The organism is Robertmurraya beringensis, from assembly GCF_042433785.1.
Taxonomy (GTDB): Bacteria; Bacillota; Bacilli; order Bacillales; family Cytobacillaceae; genus Robertmurraya_A; species Robertmurraya_A beringensis.
On the sequence record NZ_JBHLUU010000107.1, the window covers coordinates 17,007 to 39,056 of the forward strand.

The 22,050-nt window shown below is 38.0% G+C and carries 27 protein-coding genes; 17 read left to right on the forward strand and 10 right to left on the reverse strand.

Annotation, left to right across the window (positions count from 1 at the left end; genetic code table 11):
• Window positions 1-43 precede the first annotated feature (43 nt).
• From ACFFHF_RS15325 to ACFFHF_RS15355, 7 genes are all read left to right on the forward strand, one after another.
• The gene (locus tag ACFFHF_RS15325) at window positions 44-541 is read left to right on the forward strand and encodes a hypothetical protein (RefSeq protein WP_377058525.1); all 498 of its coding nucleotides are present in this window, start codon (window positions 44-46) and stop codon (window positions 539-541) included.
• Between the two features lie 339 nt (window positions 542-880).
• Window positions 881-1,600 carry a CAP domain-containing protein gene (locus ACFFHF_RS15330; RefSeq protein WP_377058526.1) on the forward strand — a complete coding sequence of 240 codons (720 nt, stop codon included), beginning with the start codon at window positions 881-883 and terminating at the stop codon, window positions 1,598-1,600.
• A 140-nt stretch (window positions 1,601-1,740) separates the two neighbouring features.
• On the forward strand, window positions 1,741-2,166 hold the full coding sequence (locus ACFFHF_RS15335) for a hypothetical protein (RefSeq protein ID WP_160546138.1): 426 nt from the start codon (window positions 1,741-1,743) through the stop codon (window positions 2,164-2,166).
• 268 nt (window positions 2,167-2,434) lie between these two features.
• On the forward strand, window positions 2,435-3,316 hold the full coding sequence (locus ACFFHF_RS15340; protein WP_377058527.1) for a DMT family transporter: 882 nt from the start codon (window positions 2,435-2,437) through the stop codon (window positions 3,314-3,316).
• Window positions 3,317-3,436: 120 nt separating this feature from the next.
• The gene (locus ACFFHF_RS15345; RefSeq protein ID WP_160546136.1) at window positions 3,437-4,348 is read left to right on the forward strand and encodes a ParA family protein; all 912 of its coding nucleotides are present in this window, start codon (window positions 3,437-3,439) and stop codon (window positions 4,346-4,348) included.
• 9 nt (window positions 4,349-4,357) lie between these two features.
• Window positions 4,358-4,936 (forward strand): hypothetical protein, encoded by a 579-nt coding sequence (locus ACFFHF_RS15350; RefSeq protein ID WP_377058528.1) that lies wholly within the window; start codon window positions 4,358-4,360, stop codon window positions 4,934-4,936.
• A 56-nt stretch (window positions 4,937-4,992) separates the two neighbouring features.
• Window positions 4,993-5,454, forward strand: a complete 462-nt coding sequence (locus tag ACFFHF_RS15355; RefSeq protein WP_160546134.1) for a DUF4231 domain-containing protein — start codon at window positions 4,993-4,995, stop codon at window positions 5,452-5,454.
• A 3-nt stretch (window positions 5,455-5,457) separates the two neighbouring features.
• Here the strand turns inward: ACFFHF_RS15355 and ACFFHF_RS15360 are convergent, their stop codons facing one another.
• From ACFFHF_RS15360 to ACFFHF_RS15380, 5 genes are all read right to left on the reverse strand, one after another.
• Entirely contained in the window at window positions 5,458-5,826 is a 369-nt protein-coding gene (locus ACFFHF_RS15360) for an SMR family transporter (protein WP_160546133.1), read from the reverse strand.
• A complete protein-coding gene (locus ACFFHF_RS15365) occupies window positions 5,823-6,149 on the reverse strand; it encodes a DMT family transporter (RefSeq protein ID WP_160546132.1) in 327 nt (108 codons plus the stop codon). The genes ACFFHF_RS15360 and ACFFHF_RS15365 overlap by 4 nt, the downstream gene beginning before the upstream one ends.
• 5 nt (window positions 6,150-6,154) lie before the next feature.
• Window positions 6,155-6,703 carry a TetR/AcrR family transcriptional regulator gene (locus ACFFHF_RS15370; RefSeq protein ID WP_377058529.1) on the reverse strand — a complete coding sequence of 183 codons (549 nt, stop codon included), beginning with the start codon at window positions 6,701-6,703 and terminating at the stop codon, window positions 6,155-6,157.
• A gap of 117 nt (window positions 6,704-6,820) precedes the next feature.
• Window positions 6,821-7,447, reverse strand: a complete 627-nt coding sequence (locus ACFFHF_RS15375) for a nitroreductase family protein (RefSeq protein ID WP_377058530.1) — start codon at window positions 7,445-7,447, stop codon at window positions 6,821-6,823.
• Window positions 7,448-7,467: 20 nt separating this feature from the next.
• The gene (locus tag ACFFHF_RS15380) at window positions 7,468-7,896 is read right to left on the reverse strand and encodes a MarR family transcriptional regulator (RefSeq protein WP_160546129.1); all 429 of its coding nucleotides are present in this window, start codon (window positions 7,894-7,896) and stop codon (window positions 7,468-7,470) included.
• Between the two features lie 212 nt (window positions 7,897-8,108).
• Between ACFFHF_RS15380 and ACFFHF_RS15385 the strand changes: the two genes are divergently transcribed.
• The 4 genes from ACFFHF_RS15385 (at window position 8,109) to ACFFHF_RS15400 (ending at window position 12,440) form a co-directional block, all read left to right on the forward strand.
• Complete coding sequence (locus tag ACFFHF_RS15385) at window positions 8,109-8,816, forward strand: DNA alkylation repair protein (RefSeq protein WP_340906217.1); 708 nt, start codon at window positions 8,109-8,111, stop codon at window positions 8,814-8,816.
• 424 nt (window positions 8,817-9,240) lie between these two features.
• Window positions 9,241-9,768: a hypothetical protein gene (locus ACFFHF_RS15390; RefSeq protein ID WP_377058531.1), complete on the forward strand. Its 528-nt coding sequence runs from the start codon at window positions 9,241-9,243 to the stop codon at window positions 9,766-9,768.
• Entirely contained in the window at window positions 9,765-10,169 is a 405-nt protein-coding gene (locus ACFFHF_RS15395; RefSeq protein ID WP_160546127.1) for a hypothetical protein, read from the forward strand. Before ACFFHF_RS15390 ends, ACFFHF_RS15395 begins: the two co-directional genes overlap by 4 nt.
• A 393-nt stretch (window positions 10,170-10,562) precedes the next feature.
• Entirely contained in the window at window positions 10,563-12,440 is a 1,878-nt protein-coding gene (locus tag ACFFHF_RS15400) for a penicillin-binding transpeptidase domain-containing protein (RefSeq protein WP_160546126.1), read from the forward strand.
• 85 nt (window positions 12,441-12,525) lie between these two features.
• Here ACFFHF_RS15400 and ACFFHF_RS15405 read toward each other — a convergent pair whose 3' ends face one another.
• Window positions 12,526-13,191: an HAD family hydrolase gene (locus ACFFHF_RS15405; protein ID WP_377058532.1), complete on the reverse strand. Its 666-nt coding sequence runs from the start codon at window positions 13,189-13,191 to the stop codon at window positions 12,526-12,528.
• Window positions 13,192-13,363: 172 nt separating this feature from the next.
• On the opposite strand from ACFFHF_RS15405, the gene ACFFHF_RS15410 reads away from it, so the two are divergent.
• Window positions 13,364-13,642, forward strand: coding sequence for a hypothetical protein (locus tag ACFFHF_RS15410; RefSeq protein ID WP_377058533.1), 279 nt, complete (start codon window positions 13,364-13,366; stop codon window positions 13,640-13,642).
• Window positions 13,643-13,687: 45 nt separating this feature from the next.
• On the opposite strand, the gene ACFFHF_RS15415 is transcribed toward ACFFHF_RS15410, so the two are convergent.
• Window positions 13,688-13,822, reverse strand: coding sequence for a hypothetical protein (locus ACFFHF_RS15415; RefSeq protein WP_377058534.1), 135 nt, complete (start codon window positions 13,820-13,822; stop codon window positions 13,688-13,690).
• A 154-nt stretch (window positions 13,823-13,976) separates the two neighbouring features.
• Here ACFFHF_RS15415 and ACFFHF_RS15420 point away from each other — a divergent pair, with 154 nt between their 5' ends.
• Window positions 13,977-15,335, forward strand: coding sequence for an amino acid permease (locus ACFFHF_RS15420; protein WP_377058535.1), 1,359 nt, complete (start codon window positions 13,977-13,979; stop codon window positions 15,333-15,335).
• Between the two features lie 37 nt (window positions 15,336-15,372).
• Here ACFFHF_RS15420 and ACFFHF_RS15425 read toward each other — a convergent pair whose 3' ends face one another.
• On the reverse strand, window positions 15,373-16,479 hold the full coding sequence (locus tag ACFFHF_RS15425) for a CAP domain-containing protein (protein WP_340903587.1): 1,107 nt from the start codon (window positions 16,477-16,479) through the stop codon (window positions 15,373-15,375).
• Between the two features lie 176 nt (window positions 16,480-16,655).
• Here ACFFHF_RS15425 and ACFFHF_RS15430 point away from each other — a divergent pair, with 176 nt between their 5' ends.
• The gene (locus ACFFHF_RS15430) at window positions 16,656-17,162 is read left to right on the forward strand and encodes a GNAT family N-acetyltransferase (RefSeq protein WP_340903586.1); all 507 of its coding nucleotides are present in this window, start codon (window positions 16,656-16,658) and stop codon (window positions 17,160-17,162) included.
• Window positions 17,163-17,233: 71 nt separating this feature from the next.
• Here ACFFHF_RS15430 and ACFFHF_RS15435 read toward each other — a convergent pair whose 3' ends face one another.
• Window positions 17,234-17,983, reverse strand: coding sequence for a PAS domain S-box protein (locus ACFFHF_RS15435; protein ID WP_377058536.1), 750 nt, complete (start codon window positions 17,981-17,983; stop codon window positions 17,234-17,236).
• Between the two features lie 144 nt (window positions 17,984-18,127).
• Between ACFFHF_RS15435 and ACFFHF_RS15440 the strand changes: the two genes are divergently transcribed.
• A complete protein-coding gene (locus tag ACFFHF_RS15440) occupies window positions 18,128-18,799 on the forward strand; it encodes an SOS response-associated peptidase (RefSeq protein WP_377058537.1) in 672 nt (223 codons plus the stop codon).
• 42 nt (window positions 18,800-18,841) lie between these two features.
• Here ACFFHF_RS15440 and ACFFHF_RS15445 read toward each other — a convergent pair whose 3' ends face one another.
• The gene (locus tag ACFFHF_RS15445) at window positions 18,842-19,726 is read right to left on the reverse strand and encodes a YitT family protein (protein ID WP_377058538.1); all 885 of its coding nucleotides are present in this window, start codon (window positions 19,724-19,726) and stop codon (window positions 18,842-18,844) included.
• Window positions 19,727-19,867: 141 nt separating this feature from the next.
• On the opposite strand from ACFFHF_RS15445, the gene ACFFHF_RS15450 reads away from it, so the two are divergent.
• Together ACFFHF_RS15450 and ACFFHF_RS15455 are read left to right on the forward strand one after the other, a co-directional pair.
• Window positions 19,868-20,422 (forward strand): tyrosine-type recombinase/integrase, encoded by a 555-nt coding sequence (locus ACFFHF_RS15450; protein WP_377058539.1) that lies wholly within the window; start codon window positions 19,868-19,870, stop codon window positions 20,420-20,422.
• Window positions 20,423-20,436: 14 nt separating this feature from the next.
• Window positions 20,437-21,900, forward strand: coding sequence for a potassium/proton antiporter (locus ACFFHF_RS15455; protein ID WP_377058540.1), 1,464 nt, complete (start codon window positions 20,437-20,439; stop codon window positions 21,898-21,900).
• Window positions 21,901-22,050 lie beyond the last annotated feature (150 nt).

The following is a 22,050-nucleotide window of genomic DNA, read 5'->3' on the forward strand; positions in this document are numbered from 1 at the left end:
GTCCTTGTTCATCATGTGCTATTTTTCAATGGAGGTTATGAATATGATTAATTTTTATTCTTTCCAAGGTACCGTTACTATGATTAGTGATTTTTACACGGGACAAAATGGGGAGACAGCAGGATGTAATAAATTCATTTCGGTTGTGAATGAAACGGGTGCAGTGGTTAATTTCGTCGTTTCTCCAAGCACTTATTTCGTTGATCAGGCTATTGTGGCCATCGGAGATCGTGTAACGGGTTATTATGATGGAAATGCACCAACTATTCTTATTTATCCTCCACAGTATCAAGCATTGGTTATGGTGAAAGAAGCAACAAATCGAAATGTCAAAGTCGATTATTTTAATAATCAGTTGGTAAGTAGCGATGGACAATTGCAGTTAAATCTCTCACCATATACGCCAATCTTATTAACGAATGGTCAACCTTTTTCTAGTATCCCTGCGAATCGAGATTTAATTGTCATCTATGGACCTTCCACTATGAGTATTCCTGCTCAAACTACACCGTATCGGGTCATCGTTTTGTGTTTTCAATAGTTCTATCCTGGAACTCGTTAATCATAACGAGTTTTTTCGTAAAGATAGAAATTATATTGAAATATTTGTTATACAACTACTTACAAATAAAACCTGTCAATATTCATTTTCACTATAATTATTGGTACAACTTGAAAAAAATAGTAGATTTATAGAAATTTGGTAACAACCTTTTTTAAAGCAATAAATCCTTTATACGGAAAAGGCCGACGAAGTTTTACTAACGAGTTTTTAGAAGGTAATAGTTAGAACTGTAAATTCCTTCCTGAAATATGACAAAAATCGTATGATACGATGAATTTGTCATGAACGACCAATTGATTTTAGGAGGAAGAACACATGATTAAGAAAAAAGTCATTCTTACAGTTGCTGCTGCGGCAGCATTAGTCGTAGCAAGTCCAATGGCACAAAAAGCGAGTGCTGCTGAAAACACGACGACTGTTCATCAGAAGGTATACGTGTATCAGGGCTCCAATGTAAATGAATTAAATAGTTACCTACAAAAGTATTTTGCTAATCTTGGAATCAAGTTCAATACAAATACAACAACAACGACAGTGACGCAACAGCCAACTCAACAAACAGTTGAGACGCAGCAACCAACAGAAACAACCACACAACCGGCTCAGCAGCCAACAACAACCACCGAACCAACTCAAACTACTCAAACAACAAGCGCATTAAGCGCGTATGAACAAAAAGTAGTTGAACTGACGAACCAAGAGCGTGCGAAATACGGCTTAGCGGCTTTAAAAGTGGATACAGCTTTGAGCAAAGTGGCTCGTGAAAAGTCACTTGATATGTCAAAGAATGGCTATTTTAGTCATACAAGCCCAACGTACGGTTCACCTTTTGATATGATGAAGCAGTTTGGCGTTTCTTATCAATATGCAGGTGAAAACATTGCGATGGGACAAAGAACTCCTGAAGAAGTGGTACAAGCATGGATGAATAGTGAAGGACATCGTAAAAATATCTTAAGTGCAAGCTTCAACTACATTGGCGTTGGGTATGTAGAATCAGGGAATTATTGGACGCAAATGTTTATCGGTAAATAAAAGATGATTTGTGGAGCGTATCTAAATGGATACGCTCTTTTTAGTAGCCCCTCATTGACATAAGAATGATTGTCCCAAACATACAATAAAAGAATTAGATGGTCATTCAGACGAGTAGTCAATATTAGGAGGGTGTTTACATGTTAAAGCATGTGTGGAAAAGCTATCGAATGATTCAAGAATTGCTTAAAGAATTTCCGGTTAGTCATACCCCTATAGAACAACAAATGACCCCTCTGCTGAATGGTGCAAACACGGTATTATTCTCCACGCTATCAACCTTGCAACAATTCCCCTTAGCAAAAAAACAACTTAAATACTCGTTGTCTGCAATTTATCATAACGTCGAAGAATTGGACCGACTCATGCGCTCATGGGTACGAGCATCCACGTGGATGGATAGCGCAGACAGCGATGAAATCGAACGACGCAAGCAATTACTGTATCAACTAAATGACCAGCTAAAACAGATGGTCCCTTATATAGAAGATCTTTATGGAATCGAGGAATCTCATACTATCGTTCCAGCGTTATATCGGAGTAAGAAAGGGTTGATGTCTGGGTAATGGGTGGTTTGGCCGAAAAGAAGGACGTTCATATCCAAAATAAAGACCGTTCTTGTAGTTCCTAACTCTGCGAATGGTCTTCAAAATTCAGATGAAGACCATTTGTCTGAATAGAAACTACCGTTACAGTCTTCATAACGCCAGAAGACCATTTCTCGCTTCTACGAACAATCCATAGGTAGTCATCAACCTAATCCCGGTAAAAATGAATAGATTACTATATAATGTTAGGGAATAGCTTTAATACCAAAAGGAAGTGACCTTACATATGAATCCCATCCTATTCGGTAGCCTTGTCATCCTTACCACTTTTCTAATGGGTTCCTCTTTTGCAGTGGGAAAAATCGGACTCGCCTATGTATCTCCACTCTTGTTAGTGGGCCTACGGTTTACGATCGCAGGCATGATCATGGCATTATTCGTAATGAAAAAGCCACTTCCACGCAAAACTCTCGACTGGGGTCGAGTGATTCTAGTAGGTTTTTTCCAAACTGCGGGAGTCATGGGTTGTATTTTCCTAAGTCTACGAACGATCACAGCAGGTGAATCATCGATTCTCACCTTTAGTAATCCGTTAATGGTAGTCATTCTAAGTACTCTTTTCTTAGGTGGAAAATACGAAGTCCTACAGTGGCTTGGGATTATTTTAGGCTTTGCCGGTGTGTTTATTACCCTAGGCTTTCATCTACAAATACAGGAGGGCACATTACTTGGACTTGGATCGGCCATCTCATGGGCTACAGCGACTGTACTAATCAAAGCGTGGGGACAACGTTTTAATGTATGGGTCTTAACGGCTTATCAGATGCTGTTTGGAGGGATTCTTCTTTTAATTATGGGGGTAACGATGGAAACTCCTAAACTCGTCTTTCATCCGACGTCCGTCTTTATCATCCTATGGCTAGCGATCATGGCATCGATCGTCCAGTTTGCCGTCTGGTTTTACCTCTTAAACCAAAGCGATCCAGGCAAGACGAGTGCATTTCTGTTTTTAGCACCGTTTTTTGGAGTGCTCACAGGTTGGCTGTTATTGGACGAGGTAGTGGATTGGTACGTGTGCATCGGTGGTGGTTTTATAATACTAGGCATTTTCTTTGTGAACTGGACTTTTAAACCAAAGGATATGCCCAGCTCTGAAAATGGTTATTAAGGGACTTAACCAATGAAAGGCTAGGTCTTCTTTACATATAGAAAAAATCCCTCGCATATACATAAACTGTGAGACAACGAACGGACCACAGGAGGAGATGCATTTGGGATAATTTCAGTCATGAATTATAAGGGTGGAGTAGGGAAGACAACGGTTACATCAAACCTAGCAGCGGAACTCGCACATCAAGGAAAGAGAGTTCTACTTATAGATTTAGATCCTCAAGCAAACTTAACTCTTTCGTTTGTCAGTTTTGAAGAGTGGCGAAATTTGGACCAACAGAAAAGAACGATTAAGGACTGGTATGACGAATTTTTAGACCACAACACGAACGCACCTTTAAGAAATTCCATTATTACTCCTTATCAAGTGAACAATCGGCTTCATTCTTTTTTTAATCAGGATGGAAAAATTGACCTTATTTGCTCTCATTTAGAATTAATTCATGTGGATATGGAGCTATCAAGCAGACTCGGTGGACCGACGGATCGAGCCATTCGTGGGAATTATTTACGTGTGTTATCACTTTTAAAAAGAAATCTAGATTCTCTTAGAGGGGAGTATGATGTAATCTTAATTGATTGCCCACCTAATTTTAATATTGTGACGCAGAACGCCATGGTCGCAAGCGATTATTACATAGTCCCTGCGAAAGCAGATTATTTATCCACCCTCGGCATTCATACTCTTATACGACATATCCATATTTTAAAAGACAAATACAACCACCATCTTCGTCAGGGGGACGCTTACCAGTTAACTGAGATTTCTCCAGAAATGTTAGGTGTGGTTTTTACGATGATCTCCACCAATGGAAAAAAACCAATAACCATTCAACAAGAATACATGAGACAAGTGAGAAATGATTTTCATATCTTTACCTCTTTTCTGCGTGAAAATAAGACACTGTATGCAGATGCCCCTGAATCAGGCATACCTGTGGTGTTAAAGAAGGTCAAAAGGCAACAAGAAGATGTGATCAAGGAAGTGAAAAACCTTGCGATAGAAATACAGAAATTGACAAATTTATAGGAGGAAAATATGTCTAAAAAGAATGTTGAAGAAATATTTCAATTGATATTGGATACCTTGAAGCAATTGTCTGAGGAACAGGTTGAGAACCTAAGTAGTGGTAGTGCAACTCTAAAATACACCGAAACTACTACAAAAAAAGTGCATCCTTATGAAGAAATTAGAGATAAAATTCAACAAGCACATTCAATAAGTGACATTGAACAGATATTAACAACTCATACCAAAAAGTCTTTGCTGTCCATTTCTAAATATTATCAAATTCCAACAAAATCTTCAGATACAAAAGCGATCCTAACAAATAAAATAGTCACTCATTTTGGGAAATCTACGAAAAAAATACCGGAGGAGTCAACCGAGTTCGAAAACATCCAGCAACAACTTGAAAAAATAGAAACGATTAAGGATGGAAAAACATTCATCAATAACCATGCTACTCTTAAAACCAAAGTAAACTTAATAAAGCTAGCCAAGTCACTAAATGTGTATGTTGATCCGAACAATAAAAAGAAAGACATTCAATCAAGAATCGTGGAGTCCATTGTCGGTGCCAGACTAAGGGGAAAGGGAATAAGAGAAAGAGTGTAAGAATGATAAAAACAACCTGAGACTTAACTCAGGTTGTTTTTATAGGAGGCGACCAGATGAGTATGGAGAGTAAGTTGAAGTATTTACTTCAGGAAATTAACGAGAATACTTCATTCTTTGAAAAAAGAAAAGACAAACATAAAAAGCGAGCCTACTGGTTAAAGTTGTTATCCATTATAGCCTCATCCATTGTCACGCTGTTACTAGGATTAAAGGCAGTTAATCTGACCCTTTTTTCGAATATCGCTTTATTTTTTGCTGCGTTAGTTACGATATTCAATGGGATCGAAGGCTTTTTTAATCATAGGGCCCTGTGGTATAAAGATACAAATACGCTAATTCGTCTTAAACAGCTAAAAAGAGAGATAGAATTTCTCATTTCAGGAGAACAAGAAGACTCGATATCTATCACTCTTCTCACACAATATAAAGATATGCTTCAAGAAATCTTGATGGAAGATGTCCGTTCATGGTCCAGTATTCACGAACATCAAAAGGACGAACCATCAGATGGGTAGATATTATTTAGACAAAGTGGCCATGGTATTAACATCTTCACTAACTTCTTCAGTCTCTGTCGAAGAATTTAACAGAACAACTCCACCGATAATAAAAACAATACCCACTAACATAAGGACCGTTAGAACTTCACCCCAAAATACGACACCTATCAAGGCAGTCAAAGCGGTCCCTACACCAGACCAAATCGCGTAGGCCAAGCTAAGAGGAATCGTTTTTAATGATAGAGATAATAGATAGAATGCGAGCCCATAACCAACAGCAACACCCACAGAAGGAAGTAAGTTACTCATTCCATCCGACAGTTTCAGCAAGGAAGTAGCTACTAATTCAGAAATAATGGATATGGATAAAAATAGATAACCTTTCATGAATGAGCTCCTCCCATATTTAATAGTATCACTCCACCAATAATGAGCAGGATTCCCCAAACTTTTTTCCTATTAAAATGTTCTTTGTAAACCAAGACACCCACAAGTGCGGTGAGAGCGGTACCTAATCCAGCCCAAATGGCATAGGCGACACCGAGTGATAGGGTTTGAAGAGAAAGGGATAAGCAATAAAAAGCCAATCCATAACCAATCACGAGCCCAAGGGTAGGGAGAAGCTTTTTAAATCCATTTGTCGCTTTAAGCATAGAGCTGCCAAACACTTCACAGACGATTGAAACGATCAGAAGAACATATGCATTCATAGTGGTTACTCCTTTTTTTCCGTCATCGCAAATAATTGCTGAAATACTTCATCTTGTCTCTCTTTTTCTAAGGGAGCAATGTTTAGCATTTTTGAATAATACAGACCATCTAAGGCTAAGCGAATAATGGTGGCCGTCACTGGATCGATTCCGTCGTTTTCTAATTTGGTTAGAATCGACATATAACCCTTTGAAATATCGTTTGCTAAATCGGGATCTAGGTAAGAGGCCGCGAAAATCCCCACATTTAACTCGGCATTTTGCTCCAAATCTGTTTTGGACGCTTCAATTAAGGCCCGAGTCCATTTCCCTGACTTCTGTGGATCTCTTTCCGCAAATTGATCAAAGTTTACATAAAGTTCCTCGAACACAAATTGTGCTAACCCCTTTATTAAATTATCTTTATTTGGAAAATGATATAACAATCCACCTTTACTAATGCCCGCTTTTTTTGCGACCGCGTCTAATGTGAGGGCATTAAAGTCCTGCTCGAGTATGATTTGAATGGCAGTTTGTAAGATCAGCTGTCGTTTTTGACTCGCTTTTGATTCCATCGTTTATCTCCTTGTACAGTATGAAGTAAATTTATTGTACCGTCTGGACGGTTTTATTGTCAAAAGAAAAATTCAAAACAAAAAACACCAAACCATTACAGGTTTGGTGACATAAAACTACTTCCAAGTAGTAACCGCATCTACCGGTAATCGATAAGAAGGGCGACCTTCAACTGCTGCTTTTCCGATAGAAATTAGCATAACAGGAACATAGCGATCTTTATCTAAACCGAATGCTTCAGCGATCAATTCTCTATCAAAACCACCGATTGGATTTGTATCATATCCGTGTGCACGGGCAACGAGCATGATTTGCATCGATACAAGGCTAGCATCTATTAATACCAATTCTTTCATCGATTGATCTGGCATGTTTTTATAAAGAGGAGCGTACATATCTAAAAGCTTCTCCTTGATATCTTCTGGCATAAATCCGTGTTCTACTTGCTTTCCGTAAATTTCGTCCGCATACTCAATACTGTTCATATCACCAAATACGGCAATGACTGCAGAAGAAGTCGTCACTTGGGAGGAATTAAATTGAGCAAGCTTCAACATTTTTTCTTTCCCTTCAGGAGTATCTACTACCACAAATCTCCATGGCTGCATATTGATCGAAGACGGAGCAGTAGTTGCTTCTGTTAAAATCTCTTCCATTTCCTCGCGGCTGATCTTTACATTTGTGTCATAATTTTTTACTGAACGTCGACCGTGTAAAATTTCTTTAAAATCTGTTTGTTTCATGTTGTAATCACTTTCCTTTTTTAATATTCTTTTATGTTCGCTTGAACACGGATTAGCATGGTTACTAATGAACGTAATTCTTCCTCTGAAAAATCATGAAACATTTGTTTAATAAAGCTTAGCTTATCTGATTGGCAGGTAACTATGCGTTCGCGTCCTTCATGGGTTAATTGGACAAATGTTTCTCGATTGTCAGACGGATTTCTTCGTCTTGAAACCATTCCTTCCGATTCCAACTGTTTCAAATGTCTTGTGATGGCTGCATGATCAATATTGACCACCTTTTGCAAGGAAGACTGTTTGATTTCATCCACCTGATACAATTGATGCAACAATTCATATCTAGATAAGCTAATCTGAGTATTACGCTCAAACTTCGGGCCCATTTGATTACTTAGCTCTTTTAGCAAAAACAAAATATGCTCTTGATCGGGTATGGAATGAGTCATGTCTAAGCCTCCATTACGAAAATAAATTCATTGAGGTATCAATTATTGACCTGTCAATCATAATAGAAATATATTTTGAAATCAAGACATAAGCATTTTTTCAGAAAATATTATTTTTATTTTAAAAAGCATATGTACCTAACCAAAGAGCAGGAATAGTGAACAGTATTGTAGAAGAGTTACAAAAGTAGGGGAGTGATATGGTGGTAGAAATCAAACACGAAGAAATTATGGAAAGGCTAAAAGAATTAGGATCTGAGCAAACCAAGAGGATTTATGAAAATCATGGAGTACAGGAACCGTATTTTGGGGTCAAGATAGGTGATTTGAAAAAATTAGTAAAGTATGTGAAAAAGGATCATGAATTGGCTCTTCAATTATACTATTCAGGGAATCATGATGCGATGTATTTAGCTGGACTTTCCATCAACCCAAAGCTAATGTCAAAAGAAACCTTACAAGATTGGGCAAAGAAGGCATATTGGTATATGATTGCAGAGTATACCGTAGCGGGTGTAGCTGCTGAAAGTGAATTTGCGGTTGAGCTTGCTAGAGAGTGGATGACATCTGAAAATGAAATGATCGCGGTTTGCGGATGGAGTACGTACGCAAACTTTTTATCCATCACTCCGGACGAGAAATTAAATATATCAGAAATTAGAGAGTTATTGAATGTAGTCAAAAATACCATTCATAGCGAAAGAAACCGCGTTCGGTATGTCATGAATGGATTTGTGATTGGAGTAGGTACCTATGTCACCGAATTAAATGAGGAAGCAAAGCAAGTAGCCGAGCATATTGGAAAGGTACATGTAGATGTGGGGAATACGGCATGTAAAGTACCCTTGGCTTTTGATTATATTGAAAAGGTGGAAGCGAAGAACCGAGTCGGTTTGAAGCGGAAGACCTGCATTTGTTGATGAATGTTTTTCAAATGAAAGAAGTTACATTCATATAAGATATGGAATGGCCAGTATCAAAGTATACTGGTTTTTTTGTATGAATAAAACAGTCCTCTCTTGACATTGATAATCATTATCAATTATCATGTAGTTAAATTAGTGTTAATGATAATCATTTTCAATTATGACTATACCCTATAACCGGGAGGGAACTACATCAATGACGATCCTCACGTGTGAATGGTGCGGTTTTACAGAACAACAAACAGAAACATGTGACAACATGGAACCTTGTCCATGTTGCGGTTTATTTGTAGATGAGGTAGAAAATTAAAAAGGAGGACTTCTTTTGACCAAACGTCTATTAGAGTGGTGTATCCAGAGCCCCTATCATGTAAAGGATTCTAGTACTACGCCCTGTTGGAAACATGAGGTTCAACTTATGATTAATCAGGTTGTTCAGCATTATTTTCAACTGCCTAGACACATACAAAATTCTATTAGCATCATGAAATTAATTGATACATATCGAAAGAATTTGCAAATAGAAGGATTTGAGTCTGTCACTCATTACTGTGTGGTAATGGCAAAGATTACCGATCAGTTACTTGCTTTCCTTTCAAGTGAATCTAAGCACGTACCACAGCTCTATTTTTACCATCAACAAGAAGGGGTACATTCATTTCCCATAAACATAGAGTTGACAGAATATTCAAGTAAATTGTATAGTATGAAGAAATATTTATTACTTGCAGATGATGATTTAATTACACGTTTTCAATTAATGCTGTCAGCTTATTCGGTAAATGTATATGGAATATTACCTGACAAGGTTCAAATAGTAACCTTGATGGACGGAAAGACGCATGAATATTCTCCGACAGCGGAGGATCTCATTCTTGGACAACAGTACGTGAAGGATTTGAAGAAAACTAAAATGAAACAGGAAAGCTGGGAGAGAAGATTATGAAACCAACACCTTATATTGCTGTAAAAACATTTGACCATCAAGTTGACTGCTTCTGCCCAGATGCGGATCATAGCGAGGTAATTACGATTCAAAGGGGAGACATACTCGAAATTACTCCTGAGCGGAAATACACGGTTATTAATGGTTGGTATGCTTTAGTGATTATCAATCAAAGCTTTTCATTTTATATGGCTGTGGAAGATATCGAATGGTACTTTACAAAAGAACAACTGATATCCATGCTAGATGTAGATCTTCAGATAAACTATTATCAATTTAAAATCAACCAAGCTCTCGATGAGGCTGATGAAATATCTTTTATGAATTTCACAGAGAAAATGAACGACTCAAATGAAATGAAGGAAAAATTGCAGATGTATTTGCGGAATGTAGCTGTTTAAGCGGTCTCTCCGTGAAGTGCTGAGAGACTTTTCTAATTATTAGATACTGATGACTGTTATTATAACGCTTCTCCTTGCAAGTGGTTTTCATAAGGTAGAAGAAGACCACTTCTTATTAAAAATTGAATGGTAACGGTCTTCATTCACGCTATGAAGACCGTTATCTTATTAATTAAGCCAGCCACACAAAACCTTCATTCTTCAGTAAAAGTTTCGTCATAATTTGTTCATATTTTCACGATATCATACACGTATGAATGATAAATTGGGACATGATTCCCTTTTTTAGGAAAGGAGCACTTACAAGCTGTTATGAGGGAGAAGAGGAAAAATAAAATACTCTTTACTCGGATGAATATTCTCTTTTTTATAGTCTTTTTGTTGTTTTCGACGTTGATTATTCGACTGGGAAAAATTCAAATTGTTCAAGGAGAGGAATACGCGAAGGAAAGTGAAGAGACGACGACCACTGTTTATACCTGGACTACTCCTCGCGGAAAGATCTATGACCGTGATGGAAATGTTTTGGTGGAAAACGAGGCCATTTTCACATTGACGTACATCAATCCTTCGAATGAGCACAGCCAGCAGGAACGGCTTGAATTGGCACAAAAGATTGCTGGACTAATAGAAGTAAGTACAGAAAATGTAAAAGAACGCGACAAAAAAGATTATTGGATTTTTACTAGAAAAGAAGATGCATATGCGAAGGTGACTGCAGAAGAACAAGCGAACTTGGATGATAATGAAGAATATCAACTGATTTTAGAGCGAATTACCGAAGAAGAGTTAGAGACGATCACAGCTGCGGAAATGGAAGTACTTGCGATTAAAAGAGAAATGGATGTGGATAGCTCTTCCATTAAAAGAATCAAGATGGGATTAACAACAACAGAGATGGCCATCATCAATGAGCGACTTGAAGAACTTCCTGGTTTCGAGGTCAAAGTGGACTCCACCAGAAAATATGTATACGGTAATACGCTTCGTCAGCTTTTTGGTAATGTGGGTCAAATTCCAGAAGAAGCTAGCGATACGTATAAAAGTAACGGGTACCAACTAAGTGACCTCGTAGGTACAAGCTTCATTGAGCAACAATACGAGAATTGGCTTCGCGGGACTAAGGAAACTCAAACCTATGTTCAAGATAAGACGGGTAACCTTATTGAAGGGGAAGTAACCCCAGGGGAATCCGGAAAGGACTTGATTCTCACGATTGACTTAGCCCTCCAGCAGGAAGCGGAGAAAATCATAGAGGAAGAGTTGAAAAAGGACAGTGGTGCGAGTGAAGGGTATGCGGTCGTAACCAACCCACAAACAGGTGAAATTCTTGCGATTGCTGGGAAAAGTGAAGAAAATGGTGCGATCAGTGATGAAACGTACGGTGCACTATATAACGCCTATGCGATGGGTTCGGCGGTGAAAGGGGCGACTGTATTAACGGGTTATGAAACAGGAGTGATTTCCCCAGGTGATACCTTCCTCGATAGTCCGATAAAAATTGCCGGAACTCCAACGAAGAAGTCCTACCAGAATATGGGGACGATTAATGATCTAACGGCTCTTGAAAGATCTTCAAATGTGTATATGTTCCATATTGCCATGAAAATAGGAAACTATGATTATGGGAAGAAAGAAGGATTTCACGATCCTGATGAAGCATATGCAACCATGAGAAAATTTTTTAACCAATTCGGTTTAGGTGTGGAAACAGAAATTGATCTTCCAAGTGAAGCAACGGGATACAATGGTGGGGTTCAGCAATTAGGGAACTTAATGGACTTTGCGATCGGACAATTTGATACGTACACGCCTCTTCAGCTAGCACAATATGTTTCGACCATTGCGAATGATGGAAAAAGAGTGCAGCCTCATTTGATGATGGAGGTACGCGAGCCAGACCATGAAAGTGGTGAGTCAGCTGAAGTGATTGAGGAATTTGAAACGAATGTGTTAAACACGGTGGATATGGAATTACCCTATATTGAACGTGTACAAGAAGGATTCCGCCGAGTGATGACCGGATCAAAAGGAACCGCCGCATCTTACTTTAAAGGGGTTACGTATGATCCAGCAGGTAAAACAGGGACGGCTCAGGTGTCAGATGGCAAGGGTGGCTACAACTATAACTTAACATTAGTTGGATATGCGCCCTATGACAATCCCGAAATTGCCATCTCGATCGTTGTACCCAATGCAGAAAATGATAGCAGTGGAATTAATAAGTATATCGGAAAGAGAATACTTGATTTTTATTTTGAAAATAAGTAAGACGGCTTCCAATTGGCTGCTGATATTTTTCGAGTGAAAAATCAATAAGCCAGTTTACCTTCAAAAGGAACTGGCTTATTCCATGTTATTTATGATGCTTTTTCGCGAGATGGTCTAGTAAATCGTCAAAGGACAGTTCAGACATGGATGTTAGTCGATGAACATGGCCTTTAAAGTCTAAGTATTGTGTAACAGGGTTAGGAACGATGACACAATGAAGTCCGGCTCCGACTGCTGCGGTTAGTCCGTTTAAGGAATCCTCAAAGCAAAGTGCTTCGTTTGCCTCGACACCTAGCTCTTGAAGAGCCTTTACATACAGCTCGGGATCTGGTTTAACCTTATCAACATCATCGGCGGTTTTTATCACTTGAAAATAATCCAGAATTTCAAATCGTTCTAGGTACTCAACGACCCACTTTCTATGAGAGCTTGAAGCGAGACCAATCTTTAAGCCATGCGTTTTTGCAGCTTGAAGATAATCTAATACACCCTCACGAAGAGTAAATTGATCCTTTCTTTTTTGATACAGCTCATTTGTTCTTGATTTCACTAACTCCCTATCAATTGGTTGATTGGACATAGCGTTCAATTCGTCGTACAGGCCCCCGCCTGTTGTTCCTATGTATTTTGCAAAATTTTCTAGCTTTAAATCACAGCCATAGTCAAGCATAACCTCCTTGGTCACGTCATACCAAACAGACTCGGTATCTACAATTAATCCATCAAAATCAAAAATGATTGCTTTATACATAATTCCCTCCTGTTTTTGATAATAGGTTATAATACATTATATCTATATTCGTAAGTGAAAGAAACCTATTTACTAACCATTTCACAACAATTTTCGATGGGCAACTTTTGCTGGTTCTTGTTTTCGAAAAATGGTTACCCTAACTACTATCAACATGATTTGGTGGTGTACGATGATGACGGTTGAGAAACAATCCTTTCAGTTTCGATCGGAAAGCGCCTCGGGTAAGGTTGAAGTGGAAGGAGAGGTTAAAGGTTCGTTTCGAATTCCTGGTCAAGATGATATGAAATTAAAAGCTGTCCTTGCCCTCTTACATTCGGTAGATCAAGGGAATTTTAAAAAGGTAAACGAAGTAGAGCTCTTTCATGAATTAATGGAACAGATTGAATCTACCATTGATCAAATGAAAAGGTATGACCATTTTCAGGGTCACAGGTTAGAAAGTAAATGATAAAAAAGCCAAAATCCAATAAAGATTTTGGCTTTTTCGTTAGTATTATTTGTTTTCTTTTCGATCTGGTAAATCAATTGCTTCTTTTTGTTTGTTACTTTTATAGGAATGCTTTTCATCCGTACGAGTTTCCCAAATACTATACTTAATGTCATTCGAGCTTTGTTTTTTATTTGTCATCTAAAAAACACCTCCTTATTATAGATTTTTATAAATGGAAAATTCTATACAAAAATAATAATAAAAGAATATTAGCAATTTTCTTTCGTATGGAAAAGTACGGGTTGATTGTATATTCTGATAAGATAAACAGTTTTGAAGGGTGGAGTATTTTGTGGGGAAACATCACGAAAGTGAGAAGTTACAGCGCGGGTTAGACAACAGGCACATCCAGCTGATTGCGCTAGGAGGGGCTATTGGAGTTGGCTTATTCTATGGATCAAGCGCAACGATTCAAATGGCTGGTCCTTCGATTCTTCTTTCTTATATAATCGGAGGGATCGTTATCTTTACGATCATGAGAGCTTTAGGAGAAATGGCGGTAGATGAACCGATTTCTGGTAGCTTTAGCTCGTACGCTCATCGTTACTTAGGGCCGTTTGCCGGATACTTGTCAGGCTGGACATATTGGTTTATGTGGGTGGTTGTCGGAATGGCCGAAATTACGGTCATTGGCGTTTATGTGAATTACTGGTTTCCAGATATCCCTCAGTGGGTGACAGCACTTGCTACGTTAATCGTCGTTACATTGATTAATTTGATGAATGTAAAAGCCTTTGGAGAGTTTGAATTTTGGTTAGCATTGATTAAAGTTGTCGCGATTATTGGAATGATTTTAGTTGGCTTGGGTATTATTTTATTTGGGTTTGGTAATGGTGGACAACCAATGGGTCTAGACAATCTTTGGGCTCATGGCGGCTTTATGCCAAATGGCATAGAGGGAATTTTATTATCTTTGGTTTTGGTCATGTTCTCGTTTGGCGGTGTAGAACTAGTAGGGATCACAGCTGGGGAAGCGAAGGATCCACACAAATCGATTCCATCTGCGATTAACAATGTCGTTTGGCGAATTTTGATTTTTTATATTGGTGCTTTAGGAATAATGATGATTTTATACCCTTGGAATGAAGTTGGTTCCAATGGCAGCCCGTTTGTTTTGATTTTTGATAAAATTGGGATTCCTGGCGCTGCACATATTATCAATTTTGTCGTGTTAACGGCTGCTTTGTCCGCATTTAATAGCGGGATGTTCAGCACAGGGAGAATGCTTTACAATTTATCATTACAAAATAATGGCCCTAAATACTTTGGTCAGTTAAACAAGCATCAAACACCAAGACGTGGAATTCTATTCTCGGCTTCGTTTTTACTAGTCGCTGTATTTCTAAATTATATTATTCCAGAAAAAGTATTTATGTTTATTTCGTCTGTTGCAACAGTGGCAGTAATTACAAGCTGGACGATTATTCTACTCACACAAATAAAGTTTAGACAATCAAAGACAAAAGATGAGGTGGGTAAATTAGCATTTAAAATGCCTCTTCATCCACTTTCGAACTATGTGGCTCTATTGTTCTTAGCTTTTGTGATTGTGTTAATGGCGTTCATGGACGGCATGAGAGAAGCCTTATACGTAGCACCTGTATGGTTTCTTATCCTTTACGTTGGCTATCGAATGAAAACAAGAAAATAACAACAAAGCGGTCTCTCAAATACGGAGACCGCTTCTTTTAGTTAGCATAATAATTTTGTGTGTAATAAGGCTGAGCTTCCTCATTAAAGGCTACTCCAACACCTAAGTATTCAAAACCTGACTTTACAATGTTTTTTCGGTGTCCTAAAGAATTCATTAATCCTTCATGTGCAAAAATGCTGCTAAACTGACCGTACGCAAGATTTTCTCCAGCCAAGGTGTACCGTATTCCGTCTTCTTCCATTCGGTCAAAAGGAGACTCTCCTTGAAGATTCGTATGATCAAAATAGTTATTGACCGCCATATCCGAGCTATGTTTCCGGGCTGTTTGCATCACATGTTCATCCCATGAAAGGACCTGAAGTCCATGATTGACCCTTGTGGCATTGACTAGATCAAACATTTGTAACTCAAATCCTTCTTTTAATGCGTCACTTGGCTCTGAATAGATCGATCTTTTATTGTTTTCTACCTCTTCGGTTAAAATTTGAATGGCGGTAACCGTATTTTCTTCATGCACATCATAAAAGATTGTCACGTAAGAGTCATCAAGTTCGAACATATCATAATCACTGTCTTCTTGTAACTGATAAAAAACTAATCCTTTTTGCAATCGAGTGATTGGTTGCCCTAATGTGTCACGAACGGTTTGTTTTAGACTATTTAACTTGATTCCGTTTGTAGATGAAATTAAATCTTGATTCGTGTACAATCCAATTACTTGTTGCTGGTCATTGTACATGACTTTGACAAAGTTATGGTAGTTTTCATGATACGTATGCCATTCCGTTCCATACTCATTCATCTCTGACCGCTTAGGTGCTCCCAACATATTTTCGATATCTGCCTTTGATTCACCAAGTTCTATATTATATATTGAAAACATTTGATTCGTAGGAGACACCAGATCGGGAGAAGGGACTTCTAATTCAGAAGGTAACTGTTCCTCAGCTAATTCTTCTACTTTTTCCTCAAGAAACCCGATACTGCCAGCTAAGTCATCCAAAAGCTCAGATAGCCCGAAATTATCAAGTTGTATGTTAAGATCCTCGGCAATTGCTCCGATTTCCACTTCTTTTCCGTAGGTATTCCACAAATAATTCAGACCAAATAATAATATGACTAAGAGAAAAAGTCGTCTCAAGTTTTCTCCTCACTTTCTATTAAAAATCCCATCTTTTCCATTATATCTATCACTTTAATCACTCATACGTAATACCATTCTATACGAAGTTCTTTTCTTCATGATAGTAAAACGAACTTGCAGGAAAGTGGAAAAATTTGTTGTATTATTAAAAGGAAGCAAAGAGGAGGGTCTGTATGGGAATTTCAGATTTACATATTAGGGTTGCAACCACTAATGACAGTGATCAAGTTCATAACTTACTAAATACACTTGCACAATGGATGAAGGATACAAAAATCAACCAATGGAGTTTTTTATTAGAGGGAGAAGATGACGAGCTAAAAGAGTGGATCTCCAACGGACTGACCTATATAGTCGAAAAAGATGAAGCATTTATAGCTACATTCACTCTTTTACCGGAGGCAGGGGAATGGGACCAACATATTTGGGGAGATGATCTTCCAGCAAATACCTCTTATTTGCATAGACTCGCCATTTCTCCAGCCTTTATGAGGAAGGGAATAGGTCAAAAAGTGATTGAGTGGCTTTCTACGAGAGAGATAGACAGAGTAAGATTGGATTGTGTTGCAGAAAATGAAAAATTGAACCGATTTTACGAAAATAATGGGTTTGAGTTGAAAGGAATAACCGACGATCATTGCAAATATGAAAAAATCATGAATAGGGGAGAGTCTATTTAGGAGTGCTACCTTCGGGGTGTAAAACCATTTTTACACCCTATAAATAAAAACCTCACTATCTCTAGCTCTTTTTATCTTCCTTGAAAATATCCAATCGCATCCTTAACAGTGGCAAACGAGTGAGTGGACGATAAGTTTAGTCCTTGATCGACCGAGAGCTTAGCCAATTGTGGCCTTAGTCCAGTAATAACAGAACGTACACCTAAAAGTGACATAACATGAACGATATTAAAAAGAGTATCAGCAACTAAGTTATCTAGACTAAAGATCCCAGAGAAATCGAAAATGAGGCATTCTACCTTTTGTTTTTGCACTTTCATCGGTATCGTATCAAGAAGCTGCCTCGCTCGTTCCTCATTGATTGATCCTACAAGTGGGAGGACAGATATCTCATTCGTAAAAGGCACTAGAGTTAATGATAACTCATTAATTTGTTTTTGCATTTCCTTTTGTTGGTTTTCGTTTTCTTTTCGTTCTGTAATGTCCCATACGATGAATTGAATAGCCCTTTGATTCCCAATCGGAGCAGGATGACAATACAAGTCAATATCTACCGTGGTCCCGTCCATTCGGAAAACAGTTTCTTCAATGACTGGCATTGGTTGCTCGTAAGCAGATTGGATTCTTTTTTCAATGGCAGCCTTGGAGAATTCTTGAAAAATATCAAGCGGGCTAAGGCCAATCGCCTCTTCTATGGTGGTTCTAAAAAAAGCTGCAGCTGCTTGGTTGATGTAAATGATCTTTAAATTGGTATGAATAATAATGGGGTCAAGCGAATATTCAACAATCTGGCTGTAATTGACATTTGATAGATCACTCATGATGTTCACTCCCTTGACATTAAGGGTAAAGGTTCATAGAAAATTTTTCAAGGAAATTAAGATAATTTAGAATAATAATAAAATGGATGGCAAATCGTTATAATGATACATATATAAAGTTCAAGCAAGAGAGGTGTGCGTTCCATGTGTGGAAGATTTTCCTTAACCGAAGAAATATATAATTTAAAGAGGCAGTTTGAATTTGAATTCTTTGAGGAAATTGGACCAAGGTATAATATAGCTCCCAGTCAAATGGTGCTTGCGATCGGTCAAAACAAAGGGGGACGAAAAGGAGCGTATTTGAAATGGGGCTTGGTCCCATATTGGGCGGATGATCCGAAAATAGGGTATAAAATGATTAATGCTCGAAGTGAAGGAATCGATGAAAAACCATCATTTAAACAACCTTTCAAACAGCGACGATGCCTCATCTTGAGCGATGGCTTCTATGAGTGGAAGAAGAATGGGAAAGAGAAACAACCGTATCGATTTGTCATGAAGGATCACAAGCCATTTGCACTAGCAGGGCTTTATGATGTTTGGAAAAAGGAAGGGCAGTCACCAATTGTCACTTGTACGATTATCACAACCACACCAAACGAAGTGACAGAGGATGTTCACGATCGAATGCCAGTTATTTTAAAAAAAGAGGACTACGACACCTGGTTAGACCCGAATAACCAAGATACCACAATGTTAAAATCGTTGTTAAGACCTTATCCAGCCGACGAAATGGTGAAGTATGAGATTTCTCCATTAGTAAATAGTCCGAAAAATGAAGTTCCAGAAATTCTTCAACCGATGAATAGCCAGTAAAAAAAGACCTCACTCAGGAAAAATGAGAGAGGTCTTTTTGTTCTAATGGATGGCTTTTTTCTTAAATCTTCCGCCTCTAACCTCCGCAATATCTGCAATGGCTAAAAAGGCAGAGGGGTCAATTTCTTCAACAATACTAGTCATTTTCGATTCTTCTAGCCTTGTGATGATACAGAAAATGACCTTCTTTTCATCACCAGTATAAGCACCTTCTCCGTGTAAAAAGGTAACCCCTCTACCAAGACGGTCGGTAATGGCATCTCCGATTTCATGAGCAAAGTCACTAATGATCCATACCGATTTGGATTCTTCCATCCCCGTAATTACAACATCAATCGCTTTTGAAGCAATGACGTACGCTAAAATCGAATACATGGCACGATCCCACGAGTACACAAAACCGGCTGAACCAAGAATGAATAAGTTGATAAACATTACAATTTCACCGACGGAAAAAGGAACCTTTTTACTGATTACTATCGAAAGGATTTCAGTTCCATCAAGTGCTCCCCCATTACGGATAACTAGTCCCACGCCAATTCCCAAGAAAATACCACCAAATATCGTAGCTAGTAAAATGTCATCGGTGAATGGATCGACTGGATGAAAAAATGTTGCAAATAAGGATAACATGATAATTCCATAGATGGTGGAAATCGCAAATGTTTTTCCAAATTGCTTATAACCTAGATATACAAAAGGTAAGTTTAGTATGAAAAGAAAGATCCCTAATTTAATTCCAGTGATATGAGAAAGCATAATCGAAACCCCGGTTACACCACCATCAATAACCTGGTTAGGAATCAAGAATATCTCTAACCCTACAGCCATTAACAAAGCCCCAATGGTAATAAATACACCTCTTTGTACAATTCTTCGTACAGATAATCTACGGTGTTGTCTTTTTTCTAATGCTAAATCTGTCAAAACCCATCACGCCTTTTCTATTAAATGTAATAAATATAAAATTAAGAGCCTTGTAAGCAATATATTTGTATGTAACATAAGTATATAATATAATAAGGTTATGTTACCAATTATATGCTCAGAAGAAGGGAATCAAACACTATGGAATATGTAGATGCGATTCGTGATACGACAAAAATAAAAGCTCTTAAAAAGCATCTAAAAGACCAGTCGGCTAGAGATTATTTATTATTTGTTCTTGGAATAAATACAGGCTTGAAAATTAGTGAAATATTGACCATCAAGTGGTGTGACATCCTTAACGAAAATGGTAGTACTAAGAATTTCATGGAACGAGAAGAGCAGGAAATCCCCATTTATGTGAATTCAAAGGTGAAATACGCTATATCTCTTTATCTTTCCTCAATTTCCTATCATTATAGTGATTATGTTTTTAAATCCTCTAAAACGAATGACCCCATTACGAGACAACAGGCGTATCGAATCATCAACAAAGCGGCAAAACATGTGGGGATTGAAGGGAATATTGGAACACACTCCATGAGAAAAACCTTTGGTTATCACGCCTACAAAAAAGGAATCGCCATTGCACTTCTACAAAAGATTTTTCACCATACATCCTCTTCTGAGACATTAAAATATTTAGGAATCAAAAAGGAGGAAGAAATCAAAACAGAAATCGATGTGAATTTATAAGGGGGAGAAAAAACATGATTAATATTGATTACTCGATTTTACTAGGTTCGTTACTTCTGATTATAGGAATCATCACGACCAAATTCTCAAGTCGACTTGGCATGCCAGCTCTTATTCTCTTTTTAGCCGTAGGGATGATTGTTGGAAGTGATGGGTTAGGAATCATCTACTTCGATAATGCCACATACGCTCAGTTAATTGGTGTACTAGCACTGATTATCATTTTGTTTGAGGGTGGGTTGCAGACAAGATGGACAACAGTAAAATCGGTATTGAAGCCATCGTTATCTCTTGCAACCATAGGAGTATTAATTACGACTTCCGTGGTAGCTGTTGTTGTTAATTTATTATTTGATGTACCTTGGCTTGAAGCATTTTTAATTGGGTCTATCGTAGGTTCTACCGATGCGGCTGCTGTATTTGCTGTATTAAAAGGGCAGAACATTAACCCTAAACTTGGATCAACTCTAGAAGCTGAATCTGGTACGAACGATCCTATGGCCATGTTCTTAACATTAATGTTTATTCAATTGCTGACGATTGAGGAAACGAACGTGTTCCTACTTATCCTATCTTTCTTTTGGCAGATGGGAATGGGATTACTTATTGGGGTTATCTTTGGGAAACTAGCAACCATGGCAATTAATCGTATTAATCTAGATTCTAGTGGACTTTACCCCATTTTTGCAGTAGCTTTTGCCTTACTAACCTATAGTTTCACAGCGTTGGCACATGCAAGTGGATTGTTAGCCGTATACGTGGCAGCCCTTGTTATAGGAAATTCTGACTTAACCTATAAAACGTCCATTTTCCGATTCAATGAAGGGTTTACCTGGATGATGCAGATCTTAATGTTTATCCTTCTAGGATTGTTGGTTTTCCCATCTCAGCTTTTTACTTCTGATGTGATGATAAAAGGTATCCTTATTTCAGTAGCTTTAATCTTTGTTGCACGTCCGATCGCAGTTTACCTCTCAACGATAAAGATGGATTTTAACCATAAAGAAAAGATCTTTGTCTCTTGGGCAGGATTACGCGGAGCGGTGCCGATCGTTTTGGCAACATTCCCTATGCTTGCGGGAATTGCCGATAGTCAGACGATCTTTAATGTCGTTTTCTTCGTCGTTTTTACATCTGCTTTGATTCAAGGGTCAACCATTCTTTTACTCGCTGAGAAACTAGGGCTAACGGGACCAAAGAAATCCACCCCTGCACACTCTTTGGAACTTGTCTCTATCGGAAAAGCCAATGCGGAAATCATTGAGTACGAAATCCATAAAGAAGATCTGTTAGTGAATAAAAAAATCGTAGACATTTTATTTCCAGAAAATGTCCTAATCAACGCCATCATTCGCTCGGATAAATTGCTCACACCAAGAGGGGATACTTGTTTGCTTGAAGGTGATATTCTATACATCCTCACACCAAGGAGCAGCATCGGGAAGTTAAAAGAGATGTTTAAGGACCATGAGTTTTAATAAAGGCTGTTTTCGTATTAAATTCATTCTATTTTCTGCTGAAATTTAGCACAATTATTAAAATTAGGTTCCAAAAAGGAACAAAGATTAAGAAAATAGCCTTAATAAAAAACGGACAGTTATTCATGAAAGAATAGCTGTCTATTTTTT